The sequence below is a fragment of the Xanthomonas sp. DAR33341 genome, assembly GCF_003992815.1.
In the GTDB taxonomy this organism is placed as follows: Bacteria; Pseudomonadota; Gammaproteobacteria; order Xanthomonadales; family Xanthomonadaceae; genus Xanthomonas; species Xanthomonas cissicola.
Window position 1 is genome coordinate 199974 of the sequence record NZ_QEYV01000023.1, and the last position, 25292, is coordinate 225265.

A 25292-nucleotide genomic window follows, 5' to 3' on the forward strand; every position below is an offset into this window, starting at 1 on the left:
AGTGCGCACTGGCCATCAAGCAGGGTGCCGTGCTGTCGCGATGTGAGATCTATTCCTTGGCCGGCACGGCAATCGCGCTGCCGTCAGGCACCACTCGGATCAGGCCTTCCTGCGTGGTGCTGGCCACCAGCACGCCGTCGCGGGTGAAAAACTGCCCGCGAGCCAGACCGCGCGCGCCCTGCGCGGTGGGGCTGTCGAGCGAGTACAGCAGCCAGTCGTCGGTACGGAATGGACGATGGAACCACAGGGCATGATCGAGCGAGGCCATCTGCACGTTCGGCGTGTAATAGCTGATGCCGTGCGGAAATGTCGAGGTGCCCAGCAACTGAAAATCCGACGCGTACGCAAGCAGCGCTTGATGCAGGCCCACATCGTCTCCGATGGGATCGTTCAAGCGCAGCCACATCTGCTGGAACGGCGGGCGCTTGGGCGGCTTGAGTTCGTCGCGCGGAAAGACATGGCGAAACTCGAACGGGCCACCGCGCGACAGCCAACGCTGCACCTTGGCCGGCAGCTTGGCCAACACGTCCGGTGCCAGCGGTGCGGCCGGTTCGATGTCTTCCGGTGGCGGCACCACCGGCATCGCCGACTGATGCTCGGCGCCTTCTTCGTGCTCCTGAAACGAGGCCGCGCAAAAAAAGATCACCTTGCCGTGCTGGATCGCGGTGACCCGGCGCACCGAGAAACTGCCGCCATCGCGGGTGCGGTCGACGTCGTAGACGATGGGGTGGTCGATATTGCCGGCACGCAGGAAATACGCATGCAGCGAATGCGCCTGGCGGCCGTTTTCCACCGTCGCCTGCGCTGCCGCCAACGCCTGGCCCAGCACCTGCCCACCGAACACGTATTTGGTGCCGATGTCGCGGCTCTGGCCACGGAACAGGTTGTCTTCCAGGCGCTCCAGCGACAGCAGGCTGATCAGTTCGGAGACGACGGGTTCGGCGGTGGCGGACAAGAGGCTGGCCTGGGCATGCGACGGACAGCGAGTATACCGGCCCGCCCGAGGGGCGCCGCGACGGCAGGGCTCAGGCCTTTTGCAGGCGCGCCACCAGGCCATGCAGCGCGGTCTGCGCATCCGGCGCGTACCAGCCATCGATGAAGCGCTCCAGCTGGATCAACTCCGGCGCCAATGCCGCGCGCAGGTCGGCACGCGCAATCGCGCGCGTGGTCAACATCGGTTGGCGGGGAAGCTGCTGCAGCTCCTGCAGCCACGCCACCGCGCGCGCGGTGACCAGCTCGCCATCGACCAGTTCGTCCACCAGCCCGATCGCGACCGCCTGTTCGGCCGGCAGCAGTTGCCCGGAGATCAGCAGGCGTTCGGCGCGGTGCGCACCCACCACGCGGCGCAACAGACGTTGGATACCCTCCGGCGCAGCAAGGCCAACCTGCACTTCGTTGAGGCCAATCGTATAGGGTCTTGCGGTATCGGCACTGCGCGCCATCACCCGGTAGTCGCAGCACAGCGCCAGCACGCAGCCGCCGGCCGGCGCATGCCCGCCGATGGCCGCGACCACCGGCACGCGGCTGTTGGCCAGCGCCTGCGCCGCATCGAAGAACGCGGTCCAACTGGCCAGCAGCGCAGCGCGGTCGGCGCCATGGGCCAGCAGATGCGGCACATCCATGCCGCCGGAAAAAATCCGCTCGCTGCCCGACAGTACGATGCCGTCGACCTCCTCGCCGGCCTGCTGCACCGCAACGCTCAACGCCTGGCACAACGCGCTGTCCAGCGCATTGACCGGCGGACGCGCCAGACGGATTTCGCGAAGACGGCCATGGTCTAAGATCTGGATGCTCATTCGGGGCTCCTGGAGGTCGGGTCATGATAGACGGCAGTCGAAGCAGGCGGGTTAGGTATGCCGGCGTGTTGCTCGCGGCGTTTGGGCTGGCGGCAAGTGCGGGCGTGCCGGCGCAATGCCTGCCCGAATTCAAGAATGGCTGGATCCGCATTCCGCCGCCCGGTGGCATGGGCATGGCGGCCGGGTTCGGGCAATTTCATAACGGCTGTGCGCAGCCGCTGACGATCACTGCTGCCAACAGCAGCGTATTTGCCGATGTCTCCTTGCACGAAACCACACAGGTCAATGGCGTCAGCCGCATGCGCGCGGTGCCCGAACTGGCATTGCCGGCCGGCAAATCTGTGCCGTTGGCGCCGGGCGGCCTGCACCTGATGTTGATGGACGCCAGTGCGCCGTTGCAGGAAGGCGCGCAGGTGCCGGTGAGCTTTACCCTGCAGGACGGTCGCCAAATCAAGGCTACCTTGGAAGCACGCAAGCGCGCGCCCGGGTCTTGAGTGTTTGATGGCTGTTGCGCACTTGCGCCAGCATTGAAATGAAAGCGGCGGCTCCACACGGAGCCGCCGCCGATCTTTCGCGTTGCTGCAACCTCAGCGAATGGGTCGATGGGAATTCAGCTGCTGGCCGCGCGCACCGCATCCGGTAGCGCGGCGCTCTTGCCGGTCTGCGTATCGATCCACACCACCACCACGTTGCCATCGGAGTACAGCTTGCTGTCGTCCTTCTGGTCGAAGATGCGGTGGCCGATGGTCACGCTGCTGGTGCCCAGGCGTTCGACGAACAACTCGACGGTGATGTCGTTGGGCCAGATCAACGGCTGCTTGTAGTTGACATTGGTGGCGGCAACCACCGGCGCGATGCGGTCGGTCATCGCCACGCCTTGCACGCCCAGCATCCAGCGCACGCGCGCTTCTTCCAGATAGGAAACGTACTTGGCGTTGTTGACATGGCCCATGCTGTCCATATCGCGCCAGCGCACGCTGATCGGGATGCGTGCCAGAATCTTGTGTTCGCTCATCAGCTTGCCTTCTTCTTCGCAGTCTTCTTGGTGGCGGATTTGGCAGCCTTGGCCACCTTCTCCGGTTTGACCTTGCGCGGCGGACGCGCATCAGGCTTGTTGGCCATTGCCGCCGGACGCGTCTCGCGCGCCTTCACCGACGGCAGCATCTTGGCCAGGAACTGCCCGGTGTAGGACGCCTTGTGTGCAGCCACTTCTTCCGGCGTACCGGAGACCAGGATGGTGCCGCCACGATGGCCGCCTTCCGGGCCCAGATCCACGATCCAGTCGGCGGTCTTGATCACGTCCAGATTGTGTTCGATCACCACCACCGTGTTGCCTTCGTCGCGCAGCTTGTGCAGCACGCCGAGCAACGCTTCGATATCGTGGAAGTGCAGCCCGGTGGTCGGCTCGTCGAGGATGTACAGGGTGCGCCCGGTATCGCGCCGCGACAGCTCCTTGGACAGCTTGACGCGCTGCGCCTCGCCGCCGGAGAGCGTGGTCGCGCTCTGGCCCAGCTTGATGTAGCTCAATCCCACATCGACCAGCGTTTCCAGCTTGCGCGCGATCGACGGCACCGGCTCGAACAGGCGCAGCGCATCTTCCACGGTCATCTGCAGCACGTCGCTGATGTTGAAGCCCTTGTAGCGGATCTCCAGCGTTTCGCGGTTGTAGCGCTTGCCGTGGCAGACGTCGCAGGGCACGTAGACATCGGGCAGGAAGTGCATCTCCACCTTGATCATGCCGTCGCCCTGGCAGGCCTCGCAGCGGCCGCCACGCACGTTGAAGCTGAAGCGGCCCGGCGAATAGCCGCGTGCACGCGCCTCGGGCACCTGCGCGAACAGCTCGCGCAAGGGCGTGAACATGCCGGTATAGGTCGCCGGATTGGAACGGGGCGTGCGTCCGATCGGCGACTGGTCGATATCCACCACCTTGTCGAACAGGTCCAGGTTCTCGACTTCGCGATGCGGCGCCACCGTGTGCGAGGCGCCATTGATCTCGTTGGCCGCCAGGGTGAACAAGGTATCGTTGATCAGCGTCGACTTGCCCGAGCCGGACACGCCGGTGATGCAGGTCAGCAGGCCGGCGGGAATATCCAGGTCGACATTCTTCAGGTTGTTGCCAGTGGCCCCGCGCAGATGCAGCATCATCTTCGGGTTGGGCTTGTGGCGCTGCTTGGGAATCTCGATGCGGCGCTTGCCCGACAGGTATTGGCCGGTCAACGAACGTGGCGATTTCAGGATGTCGTCCAGCGTGCCTTGCGCGCAGATTTCGCCGCCATGCACGCCCGCACCGGGGCCGATGTCCAGCACATGGTCGGCCAGGCGGATCGCATCTTCGTCATGCTCGACCACGATCACGGTGTTGCCCAGATCGCGCAACCGCGTCAGCGTGCCGAGCAGGCGTTCGTTGTCGCGTTGGTGCAGGCCGATCGAGGGCTCGTCCAGCACGTACATCACCCCGACCAGGCCGGCGCCGATCTGGCTGGCCAGGCGAATGCGCTGCGCCTCACCGCCGGACAAGGTGTCGGCCTTGCGCTCCAGGGTGAGGTAATCCAGACCCACATCGACCAGGAAGCCCAGTCGCTCGCCGATTTCCTTGACGATCTTGGCCGCGATCTCGCCGCGCCAACCCGGCAGCGACAGGCCACGGAAAAAGCTCAACGCCTCGTTGACCGGCAGCACCACCAATTCCGGTAGTGGGCGATCGGCCACGAACACGTTGCGCGCAGCGCGATTCAAGCGCGTGCCGTTGCAGGCGGGGCAGGGTTGCTGGCTGACGTACTTGGTCAGTTCTTCGCGCACCGCCGGCGATTCGGTTTCGCGATAACGGCGTTCCAGGTTCGGCAGGATGCCCTCGAAGCGATGCTTGCGCGTGGTGCGCCCGCCCGCATCGGTGAAGTAGGTGAAGCTGATCACCTCATCGCCGCTGCCGAACAGCACCGCCTGCCGCACCTTGGCCGGCAGCGTATTCCACACCGCATCCACGTCGAACTTGTAGTGCTTGGCCAGCGAAGCAATCAGCTGGAAATAATAGGCATTGCGTCGGTCCCAGCCGCGCACCGCGCCGGCCGACAGCGACAGTTCGGGATGCACGACCACGCGATCGGGGTCGAAGAATTCGGCCACGCCCAGGCCATCGCAGCTCGGGCAGGCGCCCACCGGTGCGTTGAACGAAAACAGTCGCGGTTCCAGCTCCGGCAGCGAGTAGTCGCACACCGGGCAGCTGTATTTGGACGAGAACAGGTGCGGCGCGGCCGCCGGGTCGTCCAGCGACTGCACCGCCACCATGCCTTCGCCGAGCTTGAGCGCGGTTTCGAAACTTTCCGCAAGACGCTGCTTGATGTCTTCGCGCGGACGAAAGCGGTCGATCACCGCTTCGATGGTGTGTTTCTGGCGCAATGCCAGCGGCGGCACCGCATCGATTTCGTAGAGTTCGCCGTCCACGCGCACGCGCACGAAGCCTTGCGCACGCAATTGTTCGAACACCTGCGCATGCTCGCCCTTGCGGTCGCGGATCACCGGGGCCAGCAACATGTAGCGCTGCTCCTGATCCTGGGCGAGCATGTGGTCGACCATCTGGCTGACGGTCTGCGCTTCCAGCGGGAAGCCATGGTCGGGGCAGCGCGGCTGGCCCACGCGTGCGTACAGCAGGCGCAGGTAGTCGTAGATCTCGGTGATCGTGCCGACGGTGGAGCGCGGGTTATGCGAGGTGGATTTCTGTTCGATCGAAATCGCTGGCGACAAGCCTTCGATGTGGTCCAGGTCCGGTTTTTCCATCACGCTGAGGAACTGGCGCGCATACGCCGACAGCGACTCGACGTAGCGGCGCTGGCCTTCTGCATAGATGGTGTCGAATGCCAGCGACGACTTCCCCGAGCCGGACAAGCCGGTGATCACGATCAGTTTGTCGCGGGGCAGGTCGAGGTCGATGTTCTTGAGGTTGTGCGTCCGCGCGCCGCGGATGCGGATGAAATCCATCGCCATGGGGGATCCGATGTCGGGCCGGCGAACCGGCAGTGGTGCGAGCGTGCTCAGCAGGAATGAGTGGCAGTCGATCAGCCTACCCGCCGACCTAGGTGAGGGCAATTGCCCCAAATGCCAGTCTGCCGGGGCCGTTGTGGCGGCCGGATGATGCGTTCTACCCGCCCAAGGCGGGCGGGTCGCGGCCAGACTGCTTGCGACTTGACCCGAAACCGGCTAGGCCAGTAGAATTCCGCTCCTGTCTGCCCCATGGGCAAGTCAGGCGACCATAATAACTACAGAGGAACACCTGGTCATGTACGCAGTTCTGGTAACCGGCGGTAAGCAATACCGCGTCGCGCAGGGCGAAACGCTCCGCGTGGAAAAGCTCGAAGTCGAAGCTGGCAACGAGATCAAGTTCGACACCATCCTGATGCTGGGCGATAGCGATGGCATCAAGCTGGGCGATGCGCTGAAGGGCGCCTCGGTCACCGCCAAGGTCGTGGCCCACGGCCGCGCCGACAAGGTGCGCATCATCAAGTTCCGTCGTCGCAAGCACCACATGAAGCGTCAGGGACACCGTCAGCACTACACCGAAATCGAGATCACCGGCATTGCCGGTGGCGACAAGAAGTAAGGAGAACCAGTCATGGCACATAAAAAGGGCGTAGGTTCCTCGCGCAACGGTCGCGATTCCAACCCGAAATACCTCGGCGTGAAGATCTTCGGTGGCCAGGCCATCGATGCCGGCAACATCATCGTGCGTCAGCGCGGCACCCAGTTCCATCCGGGCGCCGGCGTCGGCCTGGGTCGTGACCACACGCTGTTTGCGCTGGTCGACGGCAAGGTGGAGTTCTCCACCAAGGGTCCGAAGAAGCGTCGTACCGTCAGCGTGGTTGCCGAGGCGTAATCGCCCGCTCCATGCAGGCCAGTTCGCATGTGCCGCAAGGCTCTGCGAACGAGACGGAAAGCCCCGCTTCGGCGGGGTTTTTCGTTTGACGGCTGGGAATCGGGGGTAGGGAATCGGGAATCGGAAAAGCCGGTCCTGCATCCCGTCGCGTTTTTCTACAGCCGTGCTGGCGGGTGTTTTCGCCGGCAGGAATCGGCCGCTTTTGCTGGCCGATTCCCTATTCCCTATTCTCAATTCCCGGTTGTCATCCCATGAAGCTAGTCGACGAAGCAGAAATCCTGGTCACCGCCGGTAATGGCGGCAATGGCTGTGTCGGCTTTCGCCGCGAGAAGTTCATTCCGCTGGGCGGGCCCGATGGGGGCGATGGCGGTGCGGGCGGTAGTGTCTGGATCGTGGCCGACGAGAACGTCAACACACTGGTCGATTTCCGCCATGAGCGCACCTTCAAGGCGCAGCGCGGCGAGAACGGCATGGGGCGTCAGGCCTACGGCAAGGGCGGCGAAGACCGCATCATCGTGGTGCCGGTCGGTACCGTGGTGATCAACGTGCAGACCGATGAAGTGATCGGCGACCTGACCCAGCACGGCGACCGCTTGCTGGTGGCCAAGGGCGGCAAGGGCGGCCTGGGCAACATGCATTTCAAGAGCTCGGTCAACCGCGCGCCGCGCCAGGCGACCACCGGTGAGGAGGGCGAAGAGCGTCTGCTCAAGCTGGAACTGAAGCTGCTGGCCGATGTCGGCCTGCTGGGTTTCCCTAATGCCGGCAAGAGCACCCTGATCCGTGCGGTGTCCGCGGCGACCCCGAAGGTGGCCGACTACCCGTTCACGACCCTGTATCCGAATCTGGGCGTGGTCAGTGTCGAGGCGTACCGCAGTTTCGTCATCGCCGACGTGCCGGGCCTGATCGAAGGCGCGGCCGACGGCGCTGGGCTGGGCACGCAGTTCCTGCGCCATTTGCAACGCACCCGCCTGCTGCTGCATCTGGTGGATATTTCGCCTGCTCTGGGCGTGTATGGCGAGGGCGGTGTGGATGGCGTATCGCCGGCCGATCAGGTGCGCACCATCGAGCGCGAGCTGGAACGGCACGATCCCGGGTTGCTGAAGAAGCCGCGCTGGCTGGTGCTCAACAAGGCCGACCTGATGTTCGAAGACGAGGCGCGTGCCGCTGCAGAAACCATCGTGGCCGAGTTGGGCTGGACGGCGCCGTGGTACCTGGTTTCCGCTCTCGGGCGCGATGGCACCTTCCCGATCATGAAAGACGTGATGGCATTCTTCGATCGCCAGCGCGAAGACGAGCTCGAAGCGCGCAATGCGGGCTGAGTGCAGGCGCAGGCGCACAAAAAACCCGGCCAAGGCCGGGTTTTTCTGTATTGCCGGAAGCCAGGCTGCCGGCAATGCGCCAACTGGTCGCTTACGCGGCCTTGATGGCCTTGATGCGCGCGGTCAGGCGGCTCTTGTGGCGTGCAGCCTTGTTCTTGTGGATCAGGCCGCGGGCGCTGAAACGGTCGAGGATGGGCTGAGCAACGGCGAAAGCAGCTTCGGCGCCTGCAGCATCGTTGGCGTCAAGGGCCTTGATCACCTTCTTGACGGCGGTGCGCAGCATCGAGCGCTGACCGGTGTTGCGCTCATTGCGCACAATGGTCTGCTTGGCGCGCTTCTTGGCGGACTTGATATTGGCCACGGTGGTGGGTTCCTGAAAAATCGGTATGGTGGAAAAAGCAAGCGCGAAAGTATGATGGGCCCGGATATGTACGTCAAGTCAGTTGTCAAGAGGGATGCAGCGTGAGCAAGCCCGGCATGTTGAGAGGCCTGCTCTCATTCAGCAGCATGACCATGATCTCGCGGGTGCTGGGCCTGATCCGCGACCAGGCGATTTCCACCACCTTCGGCGCCAATGCGGTGACCGACGCGTTCTGGGTGGCCTTTCGCATTCCCAATTTCCTGCGCCGGCTGTTCGCCGAGGGCTCGTTCGCCACCGCCTTCGTGCCAGTGTTCACCGAGGTCAAGGAGACCCGCCCGCATGCCGATCTGCGCGAGCTGATGGCGCGCGTGTCCGGCACCTTGGGCGGGATGTTGTTGCTGATCACCGCACTGGGGTTGATCTTCACCCCGCAACTGGCCGCGGTATTTTCCGATGGCGCGGCCACCGATCCGGAAAAATACGGTTTGTTGGTCGATCTGTTGCGGCTGACCTTTCCATTCCTGCTGTTCGTCTCGTTGACGGCGCTGGCCGGTGGCGCGCTCAACAGCTTCCAGCGTTTTGCCATTCCGGCGCTGACGCCGGTCATCCTCAATCTGTGCATGATTGCCGGCGCGCTGTGGTTGGCGCCGCGGTTGGACGTCCCGATCCTGGCGCTGGGCTGGGCGGTCCTGGTGGCCGGTGCGCTGCAGCTGCTGTTCCAGCTGCCGGCGCTGAAGGGCATCGACCTGCTGACGCTGCCGCGCTGGGGCTGGAATCACCCGGATGTGCGCAAGGTGCTGACCTTGATGATCCCGACCTTGTTCGGCTCGTCGATTGCGCAGATCAACCTGATGCTGGATACGGTGATCGCTGCGCGCCTGGCCGATGGGTCCCAATCGTGGCTGTCGCTGGCCGATCGCTTTCTGGAACTGCCGCTGGGTGTGTTCGGCGTGGCGCTGGGCACGGTGATCCTGCCGGCGCTGGCCCGCCATCATGTCAAGACCGATCGCACTGCCTTCTCCGGCGCGCTGGACTGGGGCTTCCGCACCACCCTGCTGATCGCGATGCCGGCCATGCTGGGCTTGCTGCTGCTGGCCGAACCGCTGGTGGCGACGTTGTTCCAGTACCGCCAGTTCACCGCGTTCGATACCCGCATGACCGCGATGTCGGTCTACGGCCTGAGCTTCGGTTTGCCGGCCTACGCCATGCTGAAGGTGCTGTTGCCTGCCTTCTACGCGCGCCAGGACACCCGCACGCCCGTGCGTGCAGGCGTGGCGGCGCTGATTGCCAACATGGTGTTCAACTTCGCGCTGCTGGCGGTCGTGTACCAGATCATGGTGCCGCCCGAACTCAAGGCGCAGGGTGTGATGCAGGCGCTGGGCAAGCAGCCGGGCCTGCATCTGGCGTTGGGTATCGCCAGCGCACTGTCGAGTTATCTCAATCTGGGTTTGCTGTGGTACTGGCTGGGCAAGTCCGGTGTGTACCAGCGCCGGCCGGGCTGGGGCGGCTATGCGCTGCGTCTGCTGCTGGCATGTGCGGCGATGGCGGCAGTGCTGTTGAGCTTGCTGTGGTGGCTGCCGTCGTTTACGCAGATGGACAAATGGAACCGCATCGGTTGGCTGGCGGTGCTGGTGGGCAGCGGCGGGGCGACGTATCTGGTTGCGCAGTTGGCGCTGGGGCTGCGGCCGCGGCATCTGCGCGAAGGCTGAGGCGACTACCGAACCAGTGCGCTGCAGGTCGCCCGCACTGTCCAGAGATCGCCCATCCCTGCGCAACCGCAGGCGGTGCGCGCCGCCCGCCCGGGTACGCTCATGCGGCTTGACAGGCACGGCTATACTTGCAGGTTATGTATCAACGAGGGCCGGCCGGCCGGCATCTGTTTGGATCGAGGAATGAGCAGGCTGTTTAGAGACGTCGAGGGCGGGACGCTGTTCCCGCGCGGAAGCGTGGTCTGCATCGGCGCCTTCGATGGCCTGCATCTGGGGCATCGAACGCTGGTGCAACACGCTGTGGCACGTGCCCGCGCACTCGGTGTGCCGGCAGTGGCGGTGAGCTTCGAGCCGCTGCCGCGCGAGTTCTTCGCACCCGCCGCGCCGCCGCCGCGTCTGACCCTGGCACGCGCCAAGATCGAAGGCCTGTACGGGTTCGGCGCCGACAGCGTGGGCATGATCCGTTTCGACGGTCGCCTGTCCAAGCTGCGTGCGGAAGATTTCGTGCGGCTGGCGCTGGTTGCCCGGCTGCGCGCGCGCGAAGTCTGGATTGGCCCGGAATTCCGTTTCGGCCATCGACGCAGCGGCGACATCGGCCTGTTGCGTACGCTTGGCGAGCAGCATGGCTTTGTGGCGGGCGAGATTGCGCCGGTGCATCTGCATGGGGAGCGGATTTCGGCAACGCGGATTCGCGAACTGCTCGGCGCCGGCGAATTCGCCCACGCTGGCGACTTGCTCGGTCGCCCGTACGCCATCGGTGGCCGGGTCGTGCGCGGCAAGCAGCTTGGTCGTACCTTGGGCTATCCCACCGCCAACCTGCGCTTTCCGCGCACGCCGGCGTTGTCGGGTATCTATGCGACCTGGGTGCATGGCGTGGCCGAGCGGCCGTGGCCGTCGGTCTCCAGCTTCGGCACGCGTCCCACCGTGGCGGGCGTGGAGCCGCTGCTGGAAGCGCACTTGTTCGACTTCCAGTGCGATCTGTATGGCCGGCACATTGCCGTCGAATTCGTTGCCAAGTTGCGCGACGAAGAAAAGTTCGATGGCCTGGAGGCGCTGACCGTGCAGATGCACCGCGATGCCGAGCAGGCACGTGAGGTACTGGCGGCGCATATGCGTTCTGGGCAACAACCCTCGACTACGGCGAGTCCCTCGCAAGAGCCCGCACGTCCATGTGCGGACTTCTCAAGCAATCCAGCGCAACGGTAGGTTCCTGTGACCCAAGATTACAAAGCCACTCTTCATCTGCCTGCGACGGAATTTCCGATGCGCGGCGACCTGCCCAAGCGCGAGCCGGCGATGCTGGAGCGCTGGGAGCGCGAGGGCTTCTACGCGCAACTGCGTGCCAATGCCGCGGGGCGGCCGCTGTTCGTGCTGCATGACGGCCCGCCGTATGCGAACGGCCAGATCCACCTCGGCCATGCGGTCAACAAGATCCTCAAGGACATCATCGTCAAGTCGAAATATCTGGCCGGCTTCGATGCACCGTATATCCCGGGCTGGGATTGCCATGGCCTGCCGATCGAGATCGCGATCGAAAAAAAATACGGCAAGGTCGGCGTCAAGCTCGATGCGGCCGAATTTCGGCAGAAGTGCCGCGAATACGCCACCGAGCAGATCGATCTGCAGCGGCGCGATTTCAAGCGCCTGGGCGTGATCGGCGATTGGGACAACCCGTACAAGACGCTGGATTTCCGCTTCGAAGCCAACGAAATCCGCGCGCTGGCCAAGGTGGTCGATAACGGCCACCTGACCCGCGGCGTCAAGCCGGTGCACTGGTGCTTCGATTGCGGTTCGGCGCTGGCCGAGGCCGAGATCGAATACGCCGACAAGGTGTCGCCGACCGTGGATATCGCCTATCCGGCGCGCGACCCGGCTGCGGTCGCTGCTGCGTTCGGCGCGAGCCTGCCGGCGGGCGTGGGCGTGGCGGTGCCGATCTGGACCACCACGCCGTGGACGCTGCCGGCGTCGCTGGCGGTGAGCCTGGGCGCGGAGCTGGACTATGTGCTGGTCGAAGGTCCGGCCGATCGCGGCCAGCCGCGCTGGCTGGTGATCGCCGAAGCGTTGGCTGCCAAGGCGCTGGCGCGGTACGGCGTGGGCGAAGTCGTGGTGCATGGGCACGCCAAGGGCGCGGCGCTGGAGCACATGCTGCTGAATCACCCGTTCTATGCCGAACGCGAGATCCCGCTGCTGCTGGGCGACCACGTGTCGGCCGAGGATGGTACCGGCGCGGTGCATACGGCACCCGGCCACGGCCAGGAGGACTATCAGGTCTCCAAGCAATACGGGCTGCTGGAGCGCTACGGCGCTGCGCAGATCAATCCGGTGGACGGGCGCGGCGTGTATCTGCCGTCGACCCCGCCGCTGCGCGACACCGTGCTGGCCGGGCTGCATATCTGGAAGGCGAACGACGTCATCATCGAAGCGCTGCGCGAGACCGGCGTGCTGCTGGCGGCCAGCAAGATGGAGCACAGCTACCCGCATTGCTGGCGCCACAAGACGCCGATTGCGTTCCGTGCCACGCCGCAGTGGTTCATCTCGATGGAGCAGGCCAACCTGCGTGCCGATGCGCTCAAGGCCATCGAAAACGTGCATTGGTATCCGTCCTGGGGCCAGGCGCGTATCGCCGGCATGGTCGACGGGCGCCCGGACTGGACCATCTCGCGGCAGCGCACCTGGGGCGTGCCGATCGCCTTGTTCGTGCATCGCGAAACCGGCGAGCCGCATCCGCGCAGCACCGAGTTGCTGCGCCAGGTCGCCGACCGCGTGGAGCAGGGCGGCGTGGATGTCTGGTACACGCTGGACGCGTCCGAGCTGCTGAGTAGCGAGGCCGCAGATTACGAGAAGATCACCGACATCCTGGATGTGTGGTTCGACTCCGGCGTGACGCACGAAGCGGTGCTTCCGGATCGTGGGCTGCCCAAGCCGGCCGACCTATATCTGGAGGGTTCCGATCAGCATCGCGGCTGGTTCCAGTCGTCGCTGCTGAGCGGCGTGGCGATGGACAAGGCGGCGCCCTACAAGCAGTGCCTGACCCACGGTTTTACCGTGGACGAGCACGGCCGCAAGATGTCCAAGTCGCTGGGCAACGGCATCGAGCCGCAGGACATCATGAAGACGCTGGGCGCGGACATCCTGCGCCTGTGGATCGCCTCGGCCGACTACAGCAACGAGATGTCGCTGTCGCAGGAGATCCTCAAGCGCAACGCCGATGCCTACCGCCGCCTGCGCAACACCGCGCGCTTCCTGCTCGGTAACCTGCATGGCTTCGATCCGCTGCAGCACCTGGTGGCGCTGGACGAGATGGTGCTGCTGGACCGCTGGATCGTGCATCGCGCGCACGAGCTGCAGGAAAAGATCGTGGCCGCCTACGCGCGCTACGACTTCGCCGAGATCGTGCAGGCACTGCTGAACTTCTGCAGCGTGGACCTGGGCTCGCTGTACCTGGATGTCACCAAGGACCGCCTGTACACGATGGCCGAAGACGCGCGCGGCCGCCGTTCGGCGCAGAGCGCGATGTACCACGTGGCCGAGGCGTTCGTGCGCTGGATCGCGCCGGTACTGAGCTTCACTGCCGAGGAACTGTGGGGCTACCTGCCGGGGAAGCATGTCGACAACGTGCTCTTCGCCACCTGGTACGACGGCCTTGCGCCGTTGCCGGCCGACGCTGCGTTGACCGGTGCGGATTTCGACAAGTTGCTGGTCCTGCGCGAGCAGGTGGCCAAGGTGCTGGAGCCGATGCGTGCCAATGGCGCGATCGGTGCGGCGCTGGAAGCGGAAATCACCGTGGCCGCCGATGCGCAGACCGCTGCGCGCTGGCAGCCGCTGGCCGAGGAACTGCGCTTCTTGTTCATCAGTGGCGACGTCACCGTGACCGCGGCCAGTACCGACGACATCTTCGTCAGTGCGCAGCCCACGACCAAGGCCAAGTGCGTGCGCTGCTGGCACCACCAGGCCAGCGTGGGCAGCGACCCGCGTCACCCGGAACTGTGCAGCCGTTGCGTCAGCAATATCGAAGGTCCGGGCGAGCGGCGTCGCTGGTTCTGAGGCCGCCTCGCCGGCGGCGCGTGGCAAGGACCTGGCCACGCACTGCCGGCGTCTGGCGCTGGCGCAGTCCGCGTCAGACGCCGGGGTAGCCCTGGTTGCTCTGCAGCGACGCGGCCGGTCCCGCCATGCGCCTGGCTTGCTGAAGCTTGGGGCACGCATTGGGGCAGGGCGGCGCGGCTGGTCGAGCTGCCCGTGCCATCCTTGTCCGCCTGCAAGCCAGCATCTGTCGTTTTCTGCCGCTGCCGTCACTCTACCTCCCACCCAGGCGTCTTCTCCAGCATCGGAGCAGCGGCCACCAACTGCGATCTTTCGACATGAGTCAACGCCCCAACCCCTCGGCCCTGATCTGGCTGCTGCTCTCTGCGCTGGTGGTCGGCCTGGATCAGTGGAGCAAGGCCTGGGTGCTGTCCAGCCTGCCCGAGTACACCCCGGTGCCGGTGATCGACGGCTTCTGGAATTGGTACCGCACCTACAACACCGGCGCAGCTTTCAGCTTTCTGAGCGATGCCGGCGGCTGGCAGCTGTGGTTCTTCACTGCGTTGGCGGTGGGTATCAGCGGCCTGCTGGCGTTCTGGCTCTCGCGCACCGCGCGGGGGCAGTGGCGCAGCGCGCTGCCATATGCGCTGGTGATCGGCGGGGCGGTCGGCAACGTGATCGACCGGCTGATGCATGGCCACGTGGTGGATTTCATCCAGTGGTACATCGGCAGCCACACCTGGCCGTCCTTCAATATCGCCGACTCGGCGATCGTGGGCGGCGCGATCGGAATTGCCGTGTTCGGCTTGTTCGACAAATCCGACAAGCAGCAGCCGGGAACCGGGAATCTGCGCTGAAGCCTGCCTGCAGGCGCGTGCCGCCCGGTCCGACCCCGCATCCCTCATTCCCGTAGAATGCCCGCCATGGATGTCCTGCTCGCCAATCCCCGTGGTTTTTGTGCCGGTGTCGACCGTGCGATCGAAATCGTCAAGCGTGCGATCGAAACGCTGGGCGCGCCGATCTATGTGCGGCACGAGGTCGTGCACAACCGCTTCGTGGTCGACGACCTCAAGCAGCGCGGCGCGATCTTCGTCGAAGAACTCGACGAGGTGCCCGACGATGCCACGGTGATCTTCAGCGCGCACGGCGTCTCGCAGGCGGTGCGTCAGGAAGCCGAGCGGCGTGGACTGAAGGTGTTCGACGCCACCTGCCCACTGGTGACCAAGGTGCATTTCGAGGTGGCGCGGCACTGCCGGGCAGGGCGCGACGTGGTGCTGATCGGCCATGCCGGGCACCCGGAAGTGGAAGGCACGATGGGGCAGTGGAGCCGCGAGCGCGGGGCGGGCACGATCTATCTGGTCGAAGACATCGAGCAGGTCGCCACGCTGGATGTCCGCCAACCCGATAACCTTGCCTATACCACCCAGACCACCCTGTCGGTGGACGACACCATGGGCATCATCGAGGCCTTGCGTGCGCGCTACCCGGCGATGCAGGGCCCGCGCCACGACGATATTTGCTACGCCACCCAGAACCGCCAGGACGCGGTGCGCGATCTGGCGCGCCAGTGCGATCTGGTGCTGGTGGTCGGTTCGCCCAACAGCTCCAATTCCAACCGGTTGAGCGAGCTGGCCCGGCGCGACGGGGTGGAGTCCTACCTGATCGACAATGCCAGCGAGATCGACCCGGCCTGGATCGTCGGCAAGCAGCATATCGGCCTGACCGCCGGCGCCTCCGCGCCGCAGGTGCTGGTCGATGGCGTGCTGGAGCGCTTGCGCGAACTGGGCGCGGCCGGCGTTTCCGAGCTGGAAGGCGAGCCGGAATCGATGGTCTTCGCGCTGCCCAAGGAGCTGCGCTTGCGTCTGGTCAGCTAAGACGACGCCCTCCGGCAAGGCGAGCACGTTCGGCGATTGACCCAGGGGGCGCTGCGCTCCTACAATTCACGGCTCGCCGGAATAGCTCAGTTGGTAGAGCGGCGCATTCGTAATGCGTAGGTCGTAGGTTCGATTCCTATTTCCGGCACCACGCTCCAAGACTGGGTCGGCTCATGCCGGCCCAGTTGCGTTTTGAGGCGTCGAGAACCCGGCGTTTCACGTAGCTCTCGCATGCATTGCACGCGCGCAAACCTGCCCCATTCGCGAACGCAACGGCGCAATTCTTGCCTCGCCCTGCGCTGCGACAACATGTCGCACAAATTGGCGCGCTTTTATTGCGTCAGATCATTGCCAATGGGTTTCGTGCAGGTGCAGCAAAGACTAAAATTAGCGCGCTAACCCGTGTCTTCGGTCTGCGCAGTTCATCTCCTCCAGGAAGACGGCTGCGTCGGGAACATCCCAGGACCGATACGACGAACGAGGCTGGCGTTCCTTCGCACTTGGATCGACCGATGATTCCGCTGAAACAGCTCGGGCGTTTACTTCGTCCAGGTCTGATGTTGCCCTTCCTGCTGCTGGCAGGCTGCAACTCGGCCATCCTCAATCCGAAAGGCCAGATCGGCCACGACGAAAAGCAACTGCTGATCACCTCGGTGGTGCTGATGCTGATCGTGGTCATCCCGGTGATCGTGATGACGATTGCGTTCGCGTGGAAATATCGCGCCTCCAACACCAAGGCGCGCTACGAGCCGGACTGGTCGCACTCCACCGCCATCGAAGTGGTGGTTTGGTCGATCCCGTGCGTGATCATCCTGGTGCTTGCGGTGCTGACCTGGCGCTCGTCGCACGCGCTGGACCCGTACCGGCCGCTGGATTCGGACGTCAAGCCGATCACCATCGAAGCGGTATCGCTGGACTGGAAGTGGATGTTCATCTATCCCGACCAGAACATCGCCACCGTCAACGAGATCGCGTTCCCGGTGCACACGCCGCTGAACTTCAAGATCACCTCCGACACGGTGATGAACTCGTTCTTCATCCCGCACCTGGGCACCATGATCTACGCCATGGCGGGCATGGAAACCAAGCTGCACCTGGTGGCCAACGAGCCGGGCGAATACTTCGGCCTGTCGACCAACTACAGCGGTCATGGCTTTTCGAAGATGAGCTTCAAGGCGCACGCCGTCGATCAGGCCGGCTTCGAGGCCTGGGTGGCCAAGGTCAAGGCATCGCCGACCGCGTTGAACGCTGCCGAGTACCAGGTGCTGGCAGCCAATCGCAACGACAAGGAACAGTACCCGGTCACCTACTACTCGTCGGTGCAGGACGGCATGTTCCGCTCGCTGGTCGACAAATACATGAATGGTCCGGGCCACAGTAAAGGCCACGGCGACCATCAGGCATCGGCTACGGAGCCGGTCGCCATGTGCACTTCTGGAGACAAGTGATGCTAGGCAAACTCACCATCGAGGCAGTTCCGTACCACGAGCCGATCATCATGGTCGCGCTGGGTGGTGCCGGCCTGCTCGGCCTGCTCATCGCGGGCGCCATCACCAAGTACAAGCTGTGGGGCTATCTCTGGAAAGAGTGGTTCACCTCGGTGGATCACAAGCGCATCGGCGTGATGTACATCATCGTGGCGCTGGTCATGCTGCTGCGCGGCTTTGCCGACGCGGCGATGATGCGCACCCAGCAGGCGCTGGCCGGCGGCGGTGGCGAGGGCGTGCTGCCCCCGCATCACTACGACCAGATCTTTACCGCGCACGGCGTGATCATGATCTTCTTCATGGCCATGCCGTTCATGACCGGCCTGTTGAACCTGATCGTGCCGCTGCAGATCGGTGCGCGCGACGTGGCGTTCCCGTTCCTGAACTCGCTGAGCTTCTGGCTGTTCGTGGCCGGTGCGGCGCTGATCAACATCTCGCTGGGCGTGGGTGAATTCGCGCAGACCGGTTGGCTGGCGTATCCGCCGTTGTCGGGGCTGGAATACAGTCCGGGGGTCGGTGTCGATTACTACATCTGGGCATTGCAGGTGTCCGGCTTAGGCACATTGCTGACCGGCATCAACTTCTTCGTGACGATCATGCGCATGCGCGCGCCGGGCATGACCCTGATGCGCATGCCGATCTTCACCTGGACCGCGCTGATCACCAACATCCTGATCATCGCCGCGTTCCCGATCCTGACCGTGGCGTTGGCGCTGCTGGGTGCCGACCGTTACCTGGGCACGCACTTCTTCACCAATGACGGTGGCGGCAACGCCATGATGTACGTCAACCTGATCTGGATCTGGGGTCACCCGGAGGTCTACATCCTGATCCTGCCGGCATTCGGCATCTTCTCCGAGTTGATCGCGACCTACAGCCGCAAGCGCCTGTTCGGCTACACCTCGATGGTGTACGCCACCTCCTGCATCGGCGTGCTGTCGTTCGTGGTGTGGTTGCACCACTTCTTCACCATGGGCTCGGGCGCCAACGTCAATGCCTTCTTCGGCATCACGACGATGATCATCTCGATCCCGACTGGCGTGAAGATCTTCAACTGGCTATTCACCATGTTCCGCGGTCGCGTGCACATGACCTCGCCGGTGCTGTGGACGATCGGCTTCATCATCACCTTCACCATCGGCGGCATGACCGGCGTGATGCTGGCGATTCCGGCGGTGGACTTCGTGCTGCACAATAGCCTGTTCCTGATCGCGCACTTCCATAACGTGATCATCGGCGGCGTGGTGTTCGGTTACCTGGCGGGCCTGACCTACTGGTTCCCGAAGGCGTTCGGCTTCAAGCTCAACGAAAAGATCGGCAAGGCCTCGTTCTGGTGCTGGATCATCGGCTTCTTCGTGGCCTTCATGCCGCTGTACGTGCTCGGCTTCATGGGCATGACCCGTCGCATGAACACCTACAACCACCCCGAATGGGCGCCGTGGCTGTACGTTGCCGCCGTGGGTGCTGCGATCATCGGCATGGGCATCTTCTTGAACCTGGTGCAGATCGGTTACAGCGTGTGGAAGCGCAAGGAGCACATGGACTACACGGGCGACCCGTGGGATGGCCGTACGCTGGAATGGGCAACTTCCTCGCCGCCGCCGTTCTACAACTTCGCCGTGCTGCCGCACATCGACGACCGCGATCAGTTCTGGGCCGACAAGCAGAACGGCAAGGGCTGGGTGCGTCCGTCCAAGTACGAAGCGATCCACATGCCGCGTAACACCGGCGCCGGCGTCTACATCGGTGCCTTCAGCGTGCTGCTGGGCTTCGGTCTGATCTGGCACATCTGGTGGCTGGCCATCATTGGCCTGGTGGGCATGATCGGCAGCTTCATCGCACGCACCTTCGATGACGACATCGATTACTGGGTGCCGGCCGACGAAGTGGAGCGCATCGAAAACGCACGTTTCGCCCTGCTCGAACAGCAACAAGCGGCGCAGGCCGCGAAGGTGGTATGACCATGGCTTCCTCGACCACGCTTGACCACGCCGCCCACGTGGGCGGCCACGATCACGACCACGAGCATCACGACGGCGGTGGCAACACCGTTTTCGGGTTCTGGGTCTACCTGATGAGCGACTGCCTGCTGTTTGCCGGTCTGTTCGCCACCTATGCGGTGCTCTCCGGCGCCACGGTGGACGGGCCGACTGCCAAGGAGCTGTTCGATCTGAAGTTCGTGCTGGTGGAAACCTTCCTGCTGTTGTTCAGCAGCCTGAGCTTCGGCTTTGCGATGATTGCCGCGCACAAGCGCAAGATGGGCGGCCTGTACGGCTGGCTGGCGGTGACCGCGCTGCTGGGTATCGGCTTCCTGTGCATGGAAGTGTGGGAGTTCAACCATCTGATCCATGAAGGTGCCGGCCCGGGGCGCAGCGCGTTCCTGTCGGCGTTCTTCACCCTGGTGGGCACGCACGGCCTGCACGTGGCCTCCGGCCTGCTGTGGATGGCCGTGCTGGTGATCCAGATTTCCAAGAACGGCCTGACCGCGCGCAACAGCACGCGTCTGGCCTGTCTGAGCCTGTTCTGGCACTTCCTGGACATCATCTGGATCGGTGTGTTCACCGTCGTCTATCTGCTGGGAGCGCTGTAATGGCCAATCATCACCACACCGATACCGCTGCCGACGCGCATGCCGGCGGCCTGAAGTCCTACCTGATCGGCTTTGTGATGGCCGTGATCCTCACCGTCATCCCGTTTGCGATGGTGATGAGCGGCGCATTCTCCAAAGGCGTCACCATCGTGGTGATCTCGGTCATGGCCGCGGTGCAGATGCTGGTGCACATGGTGTACTTCCTGCATATGGACCGCACGCCCGAGCAGCGTTCCAACGTGCAGGTGGGCCTGTTCTCGCTGCTGATCATCGGCATCGTGATCGTGGGTTCGCTGTGGGTGCTGCACAACATGAACGTCAACATGATGCATTGAGACGGCCGCTAGCCGGGTCGATGTCCCGTTGAAGAAGAAGCCGCCAAGCAATTGGCGGCTTTTTTTTCGCCCGCAGCATGACCAATGGCATACGGGGAAGCACAGGCAGGCGCTTAGCATCGTGGACTTGCCTGTTTCAGGTCACCTGCGGAGTTGCGATGAAAATGCCCACCCTGTTGTCCGTGTCGTTGCTGGCGGCGTTGTCGCTGCCCGCGGCCGCGCAAACCGCACCGCCGCAGGACGTGCCGTTCGACGGCACCTTGAAGATCGACGTGGATGCCACCGATCTGGCGCACCGCATCTTCAAGGTCAAGACCACCATGCCGGCCAAGCCGGGCCCGATGACGCTGCTATACCCGCAGTGGATTCCCGGCAACCATTCGCCGACCGGACCGATCGATAAGCTTGCCGGTCTGGTGATCAAGGTCGATGGCAAGGTGGTGCCATGGAAGCGCGACCAGTTCGACGTCTATGCGTTCAAGGTGGATGTGCCACAAGGCGCCACCGAGCTGACGGCCGAGTTCAAGTTCCTCTCGCCGCAGGCCGGCAACCAGGGCCGGGTGATGATGACCCCGGAAATGCTCAACCTGCAGTGGAACACCACGGCGCTGTACCCGGCCGGTTATTTCGCGCGCAACATCAAGGCGCAGGCCAGCGTCACGCTGCCGGCCGGCTGGAGCTATGCCACGGCACTGGAAACCGATCGCCGCGTCGGCGACACGGTGAGCTTCAAGCCGATCGATTTCGACGACCTGGTCGATTCGCCGATGTTCGCCGGCAAGTACTACAAGCGCGTGGAACTGAGCACCGGCAAGCAGCCGGTCTATCTCAACGTGTTCGCCGATGAAGCCAAATCGTTGGAGGCCAAGCCCGAGCAGATCAAGGCGCATGCTGCGTTGGTGCAGCAGATGGACAAGCTGTACGGCGCGCGTCATTTCGACCATTACGAATTCCTGCTGGCGCTGACCAAGAAGCTGGGCGGCATCGGCCTGGAGCATCACCGTTCCAGCGAAAACAGCGGCCCGCCGAATTACTTCACCGAGTGGGACAAGAGCTGGACCATGCGCGACCTGCTGGCGCACGAGTTCAACCACTCCTGGAACGGCAAGTACCGCCGTGGCGCCGACCTGGCAACGCCGAACTTCAACGTGCCGATGGGCGACAGCCTGTTGTGGCTGTACGAAGGCCAGACCCAGTTCTGGGGCGAAGTGGTGGCGGCCCGTTCGGGCCTGTGGACGCAGGACCAGGCGCGCGACATGCTGGCAGGCGTCGCGGCAACCTACGAGCGCGGCCGCCCCGGCATGGCCTGGCGCACGGTGCAGGACACCACCAACGACCCGACCATGTCGATGCGGCGTCCGAAGGCGTACCGCAGCTATCAGATGAGCGAGGACTATTACTCCGGCGGCCAGATGATGTGGCTGGAAGTGGATAGCAAGCTGCGCGCGCTCACCAACAACAAGCGCTCCATCGACGATTTCGCCAAGGCGTTCTTCGGCATGAAGAACGGCGATTGGGACGTCAATCCGTACACCTTCGACGACATCGTGAGCACGCTCAACGGCGTGGCCGCATACGACTGGGCCAGCCTGTTGCGCGAGCGCATGGACGGGCACGGTTCGTTGAACGGCGGCATCGAAGCCAACGGCTGGAAGCTGGTCTACAACGACGAGCCGAACCTGGCGATCAAGACCTACGAGAGCAACGAGAACGACGTCAGCCTAACCTATTCGCTGGGCCTGTCGCTGGAAGGCTCGGGTGAAGTCAACGAGGTGTTATGGGACAGCCCGGCGTTCAATGCCGGCATCATCAACGGCAACACCCTGGTGGCCGTCAACGGCCGCGCCTTCAGCGCCGATGTGATCAAGGATGCGATCAAGGCGGCCAAGGGCACCACTGCGCCGATCGAACTGCTGGTCAAGCGCGGCGACCGCTACGAAACCGTCCGCATCGATTACCACGGCGGTCTGCTGTATCCGCATCTGGAACGCGTCGCCGGCAAGCCGGATCGCCTGAGCGACTTGTACAAGGCGCGCTAAGTGGCGCACGCCCACGTCGTTGACCGGCGTGGATCGGTGGAATCCAAGCGGCATGGCCGGTCTTCACCGGTCATGCCGCTGTTGTGTGAGCGCAGCTGGTCAATCGCTTGCACTACACAACAGTAAGTCGTCGAATTGCCCGATTCCCGATTCCCGATTCCCGATTCCCGATTCCCGATTCCCGATTCCCGATTCCCGATTCCGCAAAGCCCTGCGTCGCGCACACTGAGACCGTCAGCCACTATCCTGCTGCTTCAGCAACGATGGGCAAGAACGATGGCGAAGGCGAAAACGGCCTATGTCTGCGGCGAGTGCGGTGCCGAGTACACCAAGTGGCAGGGGCAGTGCACCGAATGCGGTGTCTGGAACACGCTGAGCGAAATCGTGCTCGAAAGCGCCACCCCGGGCGGCAAGACATCGCCAGCGGCATCGCGGCGTAGCGGCTGGGCCGGCAAGGCCGAGGCACCCAAGATCACTGCGCTCAAGGACGTGCAGCAGTCCGAGCAGGCGCGCGTCTCCACCGGTATCGGCGAGTTCGATCGGGTGCTGGGTGGCGGGCTGGTGGAAGGGGCGGTGGTGCTGATCGGCGGCGACCCCGGGATCGGCAAGTCGACGTTGCTGCTGCAGGCGCTGGCGAGCATGGCCTCCACGTTGCCGGTGTTGTATGTGACCGGCGAGGAATCGCTGGCCCAGGTGGCCGGGCGCGCGGTGCGCCTGGATCTGCCGCTGGAAGGCCTGAACGCCCTGGCCGAAACCGGCATCGAAAACATCCTGCAGCACGCCAGCGTGGCCCGGCCGAAGCTGATCGTGGCCGATTCGGTACAAACCTTGTGGACCGAGTCGTTGACCGCAGCGCCGGGCTCGGTGAGCCAGGTGCGCGAGAGCGCAGCGCGGCTGGTGCGCTATGCCAAGGAAACCGGCACCGCGGTGTTTCTGGTCGGCCATGTGACCAAGGAAGGCGGCATCGCCGGGCCACGCGTGCTCGAGCACATGGTCGATGCGGTGCTGTATTTCGAAGGCGAGAGCGGCAGCCGGTTCCGCCTGCTGCGTGCGTTCAAGAACCGCTTCGGTGCGGTCAACGAACTGGGCGTGTTCGCCATGGGCGAGAAGGGCCTCAAGGAGGTCTCCAACCCGTCGGCGATCTTCCTGTCCGGCGGTAGCACCCAGCAGCCGGGCAGTTGCGTGATGGTCACCCGCGAAGGCACCCGCCCGCTGATGGTGGAGGTACAGGCGCTGGTGGATGCATCGCCGTTGTCCAACCCACGCCGGGTTGCGGTGGGTCTGGAGCAGAACCGGCTGGCGATGTTGCTGGCGGTACTGCATCGCCATGGCGGTATCGTGGTGGGCGACCAGGACGTGTTCGTCAATGTGGTGGGCGGCATCCGCGTGCAGGAAACCGCGGCCGATTTGCCGGTGCTGCTGGCAGTGCTGTCGTCGCTGCGCGACCGGCCGCTGTCCGAAAAGACCATCGCGTTCGGCGAAGTGGGGCTGTCTGGCGAAATCCGCCCGGTGCCCAATGGCGAGGACCGCCTGAAGGAAGCAGCGACGCATGGTTTCAAGCGTGCCATCGTGCCCCGCGCCAATGCGCCCAAGACCACCAGCATCAAGGGCATGGAAATCATTGCGGTGGAGCGCTTGAGCCAGGCATTGGAAGCGGCGGCGGACTGAAGCCGCGCGGCGCGCGCATGTTGCAATAGGCCAGGCCAGCGACCTGCCGACGCGACGCAAGCACCGCATTGGCCATGTTCGGGAGCAGCATGCAGCCATCGTTCCGACCGACTGCCGGACGACCATCGATGGTCGTCCGGCTTGGTCACTACAGGTGCGGCCGTGCTGCCACCCTCAAAAAACGCTGAGCGCAGAGGCGTCGCGCGCTTTTTAGGCCTGTTCCGAGAGGCGGGCACGGCATGCGCCGCGGGGCAACCGGACGCCTGCAAACCGTTTGTCGGACAAACGCCGGGATTTGCATTTGGTTGTCGAGAAAGCGTTTTCAGAAAGAGTGCGGCTATGGCAACATGCGCGGCCCGTTGCACTGTGCACCGGATCACAGACACCGCTCACTGCCGTTTTCAGGAGAATCACGATGGAATGGATGTTGCTGCCGCTCAAGCGCTACGCCGACTTCAACGGTCGCTCGCGTCGCAAGGAATACTGGATGTTCGCGCTGATGCAGTTCCTGGTGCTGTTCGTGTTTGGCGGCCTGTTTGCCGTTGCCGCAGTGGCGATGGGGAACGAGAACGGCCCTGGCGCGCTGGCTTGGCTGATCTGTGCGGTCATGGTGATCGCTTGTCTGGCGTTGATCGTGCCCGGCATTGCAGTCACGGTGCGCCGCCTGCACGACCAGGACAAGTCCGGCTGGTTTTACCTGATCAGCCTGGTGCCGTATGTTGGCGCTTTCGTGTTGCTGGTCTTCATGTGCATCGAAGGCACGCCCGGCCCGAACCAATACGGCGAAAATCCCAAGCAGTAACTCGCGCGTTATGAAAGCGGACAACGGAGCAGGGGTCTCCCTGCGCCGTTGTCGTTTGTGAGTGCGCCAACGGTGCCATTGCGCGTCGCCCATAGGCGGAACGTCACTGCTCCGCAGACGGGTGTCCGGATCCGGACACCCAGACATGGACGGTGGCGACACAGCGACATGCTTGGGGCGTCTTTCGCTCAGCAGTCCCGGGGCAGCTGACAGTGCCTCATTCGTCGCTGCCACACCGCTGTAGAGATGCAGCGATATCGCTCAACGCTGATCAGCATGTACCCCGCGCTGTGCAGTGAGCGATGCAGTTGCAGTCGTATGGCCCGCACCTGCAGAACTCGAATTGCGACACAGTCTGCGGGCCAGGTGCGCGTGTAGACCGCTCTGCCTTTGAGAGCGTGCCGACGCTCATCGTGTCATCAAAC

General features: G+C 64.1%; 21 protein-coding genes and 1 tRNA gene. 17 read left to right on the forward strand and 5 right to left on the reverse strand.

All coding sequences use genetic code 11. The annotated features are described in order from the left end of the window. Window positions 1-49: 49 nt before the first annotated feature. Window positions 50-955: an acyl-CoA thioesterase II gene (tesB, locus tag EO156_RS09545; RefSeq protein ID WP_016850289.1), complete on the reverse strand. Its 906-nt coding sequence runs from the start codon at window positions 953-955 to the stop codon at window positions 50-52. Between the two features lie 70 nt (window positions 956-1025). Next, window positions 1026-1796 carry an enoyl-CoA hydratase/isomerase family protein gene (locus EO156_RS09550; RefSeq protein WP_005928828.1) on the reverse strand — a complete coding sequence of 257 codons (771 nt, stop codon included), beginning with the start codon at window positions 1794-1796 and terminating at the stop codon, window positions 1026-1028. 65 nt (window positions 1797-1861) lie between these two features. Here EO156_RS09550 and EO156_RS09555 point away from each other — a divergent pair, with 65 nt between their 5' ends. Next, window positions 1862-2290, forward strand: a complete 429-nt coding sequence (locus EO156_RS09555; protein ID WP_003484333.1) for a copper chaperone PCu(A)C — start codon at window positions 1862-1864, stop codon at window positions 2288-2290. Between the two features lie 116 nt (window positions 2291-2406). On the opposite strand, the gene EO156_RS09560 is transcribed toward EO156_RS09555, so the two are convergent. Continuing rightward, window positions 2407-2811, reverse strand: coding sequence for a thioesterase family protein (locus EO156_RS09560; protein ID WP_003484331.1), 405 nt, complete (start codon window positions 2809-2811; stop codon window positions 2407-2409). Then, window positions 2811-5777, reverse strand: a complete 2967-nt coding sequence (gene uvrA, locus EO156_RS09565; RefSeq protein ID WP_016849413.1) for an excinuclease ABC subunit UvrA — start codon at window positions 5775-5777, stop codon at window positions 2811-2813. The genes EO156_RS09560 and uvrA overlap by 1 nt, the downstream gene beginning before the upstream one ends. Window positions 5778-6069: 292 nt before the next feature. On the opposite strand from uvrA, the gene rplU reads away from it, so the two are divergent. The 3 genes from rplU (at window position 6070) to obgE (ending at window position 7982) form a co-directional block, all read left to right on the forward strand. Beyond that, window positions 6070-6390, forward strand: a complete 321-nt coding sequence (gene rplU / locus EO156_RS09570) for a 50S ribosomal protein L21 (protein WP_003484328.1) — start codon at window positions 6070-6072, stop codon at window positions 6388-6390. 12 nt (window positions 6391-6402) lie between these two features. After that, window positions 6403-6663: a 50S ribosomal protein L27 gene (gene rpmA, locus EO156_RS09575; RefSeq protein WP_003484326.1), complete on the forward strand. Its 261-nt coding sequence runs from the start codon at window positions 6403-6405 to the stop codon at window positions 6661-6663. 251 nt (window positions 6664-6914) lie between these two features. Next, window positions 6915-7982 (forward strand): GTPase ObgE, encoded by a 1068-nt coding sequence (gene obgE / locus EO156_RS09580; protein WP_016849414.1) that lies wholly within the window; start codon window positions 6915-6917, stop codon window positions 7980-7982. Between the two features lie 91 nt (window positions 7983-8073). Here the strand turns inward: obgE and rpsT are convergent, their stop codons facing one another. Further along, window positions 8074-8343, reverse strand: coding sequence for a 30S ribosomal protein S20 (rpsT, locus tag EO156_RS09585; protein ID WP_003484323.1), 270 nt, complete (start codon window positions 8341-8343; stop codon window positions 8074-8076). Between the two features lie 116 nt (window positions 8344-8459). Here rpsT and murJ point away from each other — a divergent pair, with 116 nt between their 5' ends. From murJ to EO156_RS09650, 13 genes are all read left to right on the forward strand, one after another. Beyond that, complete coding sequence (gene murJ, locus EO156_RS09590; protein ID WP_016849415.1) at window positions 8460-10052, forward strand: murein biosynthesis integral membrane protein MurJ; 1593 nt, start codon at window positions 8460-8462, stop codon at window positions 10050-10052. A gap of 183 nt (window positions 10053-10235) precedes the next feature. Next, complete coding sequence (locus EO156_RS09595) at window positions 10236-11258, forward strand: bifunctional riboflavin kinase/FAD synthetase (protein ID WP_016849416.1); 1023 nt, start codon at window positions 10236-10238, stop codon at window positions 11256-11258. Between the two features lie 6 nt (window positions 11259-11264). Then, window positions 11265-14096 (forward strand): isoleucine--tRNA ligase, encoded by a 2832-nt coding sequence (gene ileS, locus EO156_RS09600; protein ID WP_029828324.1) that lies wholly within the window; start codon window positions 11265-11267, stop codon window positions 14094-14096. 314 nt (window positions 14097-14410) lie between these two features. Beyond that, window positions 14411-14929, forward strand: coding sequence for a signal peptidase II (lspA, locus tag EO156_RS09605; protein ID WP_016851534.1), 519 nt, complete (start codon window positions 14411-14413; stop codon window positions 14927-14929). Between the two features lie 66 nt (window positions 14930-14995). Next, window positions 14996-15946 carry a 4-hydroxy-3-methylbut-2-enyl diphosphate reductase gene (gene ispH, locus EO156_RS09610; RefSeq protein WP_003484303.1) on the forward strand — a complete coding sequence of 317 codons (951 nt, stop codon included), beginning with the start codon at window positions 14996-14998 and terminating at the stop codon, window positions 15944-15946. Window positions 15947-16021: 75 nt separating this feature from the next. Further along, window positions 16022-16097: transfer RNA gene (locus EO156_RS09615), tRNA-Thr, on the forward strand. Between the two features lie 361 nt (window positions 16098-16458). Then, the gene (cyoA, locus tag EO156_RS09620; protein ID WP_003484300.1) at window positions 16459-17394 is read left to right on the forward strand and encodes a ubiquinol oxidase subunit II; all 936 of its coding nucleotides are present in this window, start codon (window positions 16459-16461) and stop codon (window positions 17392-17394) included. Beyond that, window positions 17394-19394 (forward strand): cytochrome o ubiquinol oxidase subunit I, encoded by a 2001-nt coding sequence (gene cyoB, locus EO156_RS09625; protein ID WP_003484298.1) that lies wholly within the window; start codon window positions 17394-17396, stop codon window positions 19392-19394. The genes cyoA and cyoB overlap by 1 nt, the downstream gene beginning before the upstream one ends. Further along, complete coding sequence (gene cyoC / locus EO156_RS09630; protein WP_016851535.1) at window positions 19391-20023, forward strand: cytochrome o ubiquinol oxidase subunit III; 633 nt, start codon at window positions 19391-19393, stop codon at window positions 20021-20023. Before cyoB ends, cyoC begins: the two co-directional genes overlap by 4 nt. Further along, window positions 20023-20358, forward strand: coding sequence for a cytochrome o ubiquinol oxidase subunit IV (cyoD, locus tag EO156_RS09635; protein ID WP_003484294.1), 336 nt, complete (start codon window positions 20023-20025; stop codon window positions 20356-20358). The genes cyoC and cyoD overlap by 1 nt, the downstream gene beginning before the upstream one ends. A gap of 158 nt (window positions 20359-20516) precedes the next feature. After that, complete coding sequence (locus tag EO156_RS09640) at window positions 20517-22397, forward strand: tetratricopeptide repeat protein (protein WP_016851536.1); 1881 nt, start codon at window positions 20517-20519, stop codon at window positions 22395-22397. 276 nt (window positions 22398-22673) lie between these two features. Further along, window positions 22674-24065 carry a DNA repair protein RadA gene (radA, locus tag EO156_RS09645; protein ID WP_003484290.1) on the forward strand — a complete coding sequence of 464 codons (1392 nt, stop codon included), beginning with the start codon at window positions 22674-22676 and terminating at the stop codon, window positions 24063-24065. A 415-nt stretch (window positions 24066-24480) separates the two neighbouring features. Beyond that, window positions 24481-24867 carry a DUF805 domain-containing protein gene (locus EO156_RS09650; RefSeq protein ID WP_003484288.1) on the forward strand — a complete coding sequence of 129 codons (387 nt, stop codon included), beginning with the start codon at window positions 24481-24483 and terminating at the stop codon, window positions 24865-24867. The last annotated feature ends 425 nt before the right edge of the window (window positions 24868-25292 follow it).

Bases quoted from the DNA above. Each gene is read 5' to 3' on its own strand.
- EO156_RS09550 (WP_005928828.1), bottom strand. From the start codon at position 1,796: ATGAGCATCCAGATCTTAGACCATGGCCGTCTTCGCGAAATCCGTCTG.
- EO156_RS09560 (WP_003484331.1), bottom strand. From the start codon at position 2,811: ATGAGCGAACACAAGATTCTGGCACGCATCCCGATCAGCGTGCGCTGG.
- uvrA (WP_016849413.1), bottom strand. From the start codon at position 5,777: ATGGCGATGGATTTCATCCGCATCCGCGGCGCGCGGACGCACAACCTC.
- rplU (WP_003484328.1), top strand. From the start codon at position 6,070: ATGTACGCAGTTCTGGTAACCGGCGGTAAGCAATACCGCGTCGCGCAG.
- rpmA (WP_003484326.1), top strand. From the start codon at position 6,403: ATGGCACATAAAAAGGGCGTAGGTTCCTCGCGCAACGGTCGCGATTCC.
- obgE (WP_016849414.1), top strand. From the start codon at position 6,915: ATGAAGCTAGTCGACGAAGCAGAAATCCTGGTCACCGCCGGTAATGGC.
- murJ (WP_016849415.1), top strand. From the start codon at position 8,460: ATGTTGAGAGGCCTGCTCTCATTCAGCAGCATGACCATGATCTCGCGG.
- EO156_RS09595 (WP_016849416.1), top strand. From the start codon at position 10,236: ATGAGCAGGCTGTTTAGAGACGTCGAGGGCGGGACGCTGTTCCCGCGC.
- lspA (WP_016851534.1), top strand. From the start codon at position 14,411: ATGAGTCAACGCCCCAACCCCTCGGCCCTGATCTGGCTGCTGCTCTCT.
- ispH (WP_003484303.1), top strand. From the start codon at position 14,996: ATGGATGTCCTGCTCGCCAATCCCCGTGGTTTTTGTGCCGGTGTCGAC.
- cyoA (WP_003484300.1), top strand. From the start codon at position 16,459: ATGATTCCGCTGAAACAGCTCGGGCGTTTACTTCGTCCAGGTCTGATG.
- cyoB (WP_003484298.1), top strand. From the start codon at position 17,394: ATGCTAGGCAAACTCACCATCGAGGCAGTTCCGTACCACGAGCCGATC.
- cyoC (WP_016851535.1), top strand. From the start codon at position 19,391: ATGACCATGGCTTCCTCGACCACGCTTGACCACGCCGCCCACGTGGGC.
- cyoD (WP_003484294.1), top strand. From the start codon at position 20,023: ATGGCCAATCATCACCACACCGATACCGCTGCCGACGCGCATGCCGGC.
- EO156_RS09640 (WP_016851536.1), top strand. From the start codon at position 20,517: ATGAAAATGCCCACCCTGTTGTCCGTGTCGTTGCTGGCGGCGTTGTCG.
- radA (WP_003484290.1), top strand. From the start codon at position 22,674: ATGGCGAAGGCGAAAACGGCCTATGTCTGCGGCGAGTGCGGTGCCGAG.
- EO156_RS09650 (WP_003484288.1), top strand. From the start codon at position 24,481: ATGGAATGGATGTTGCTGCCGCTCAAGCGCTACGCCGACTTCAACGGT.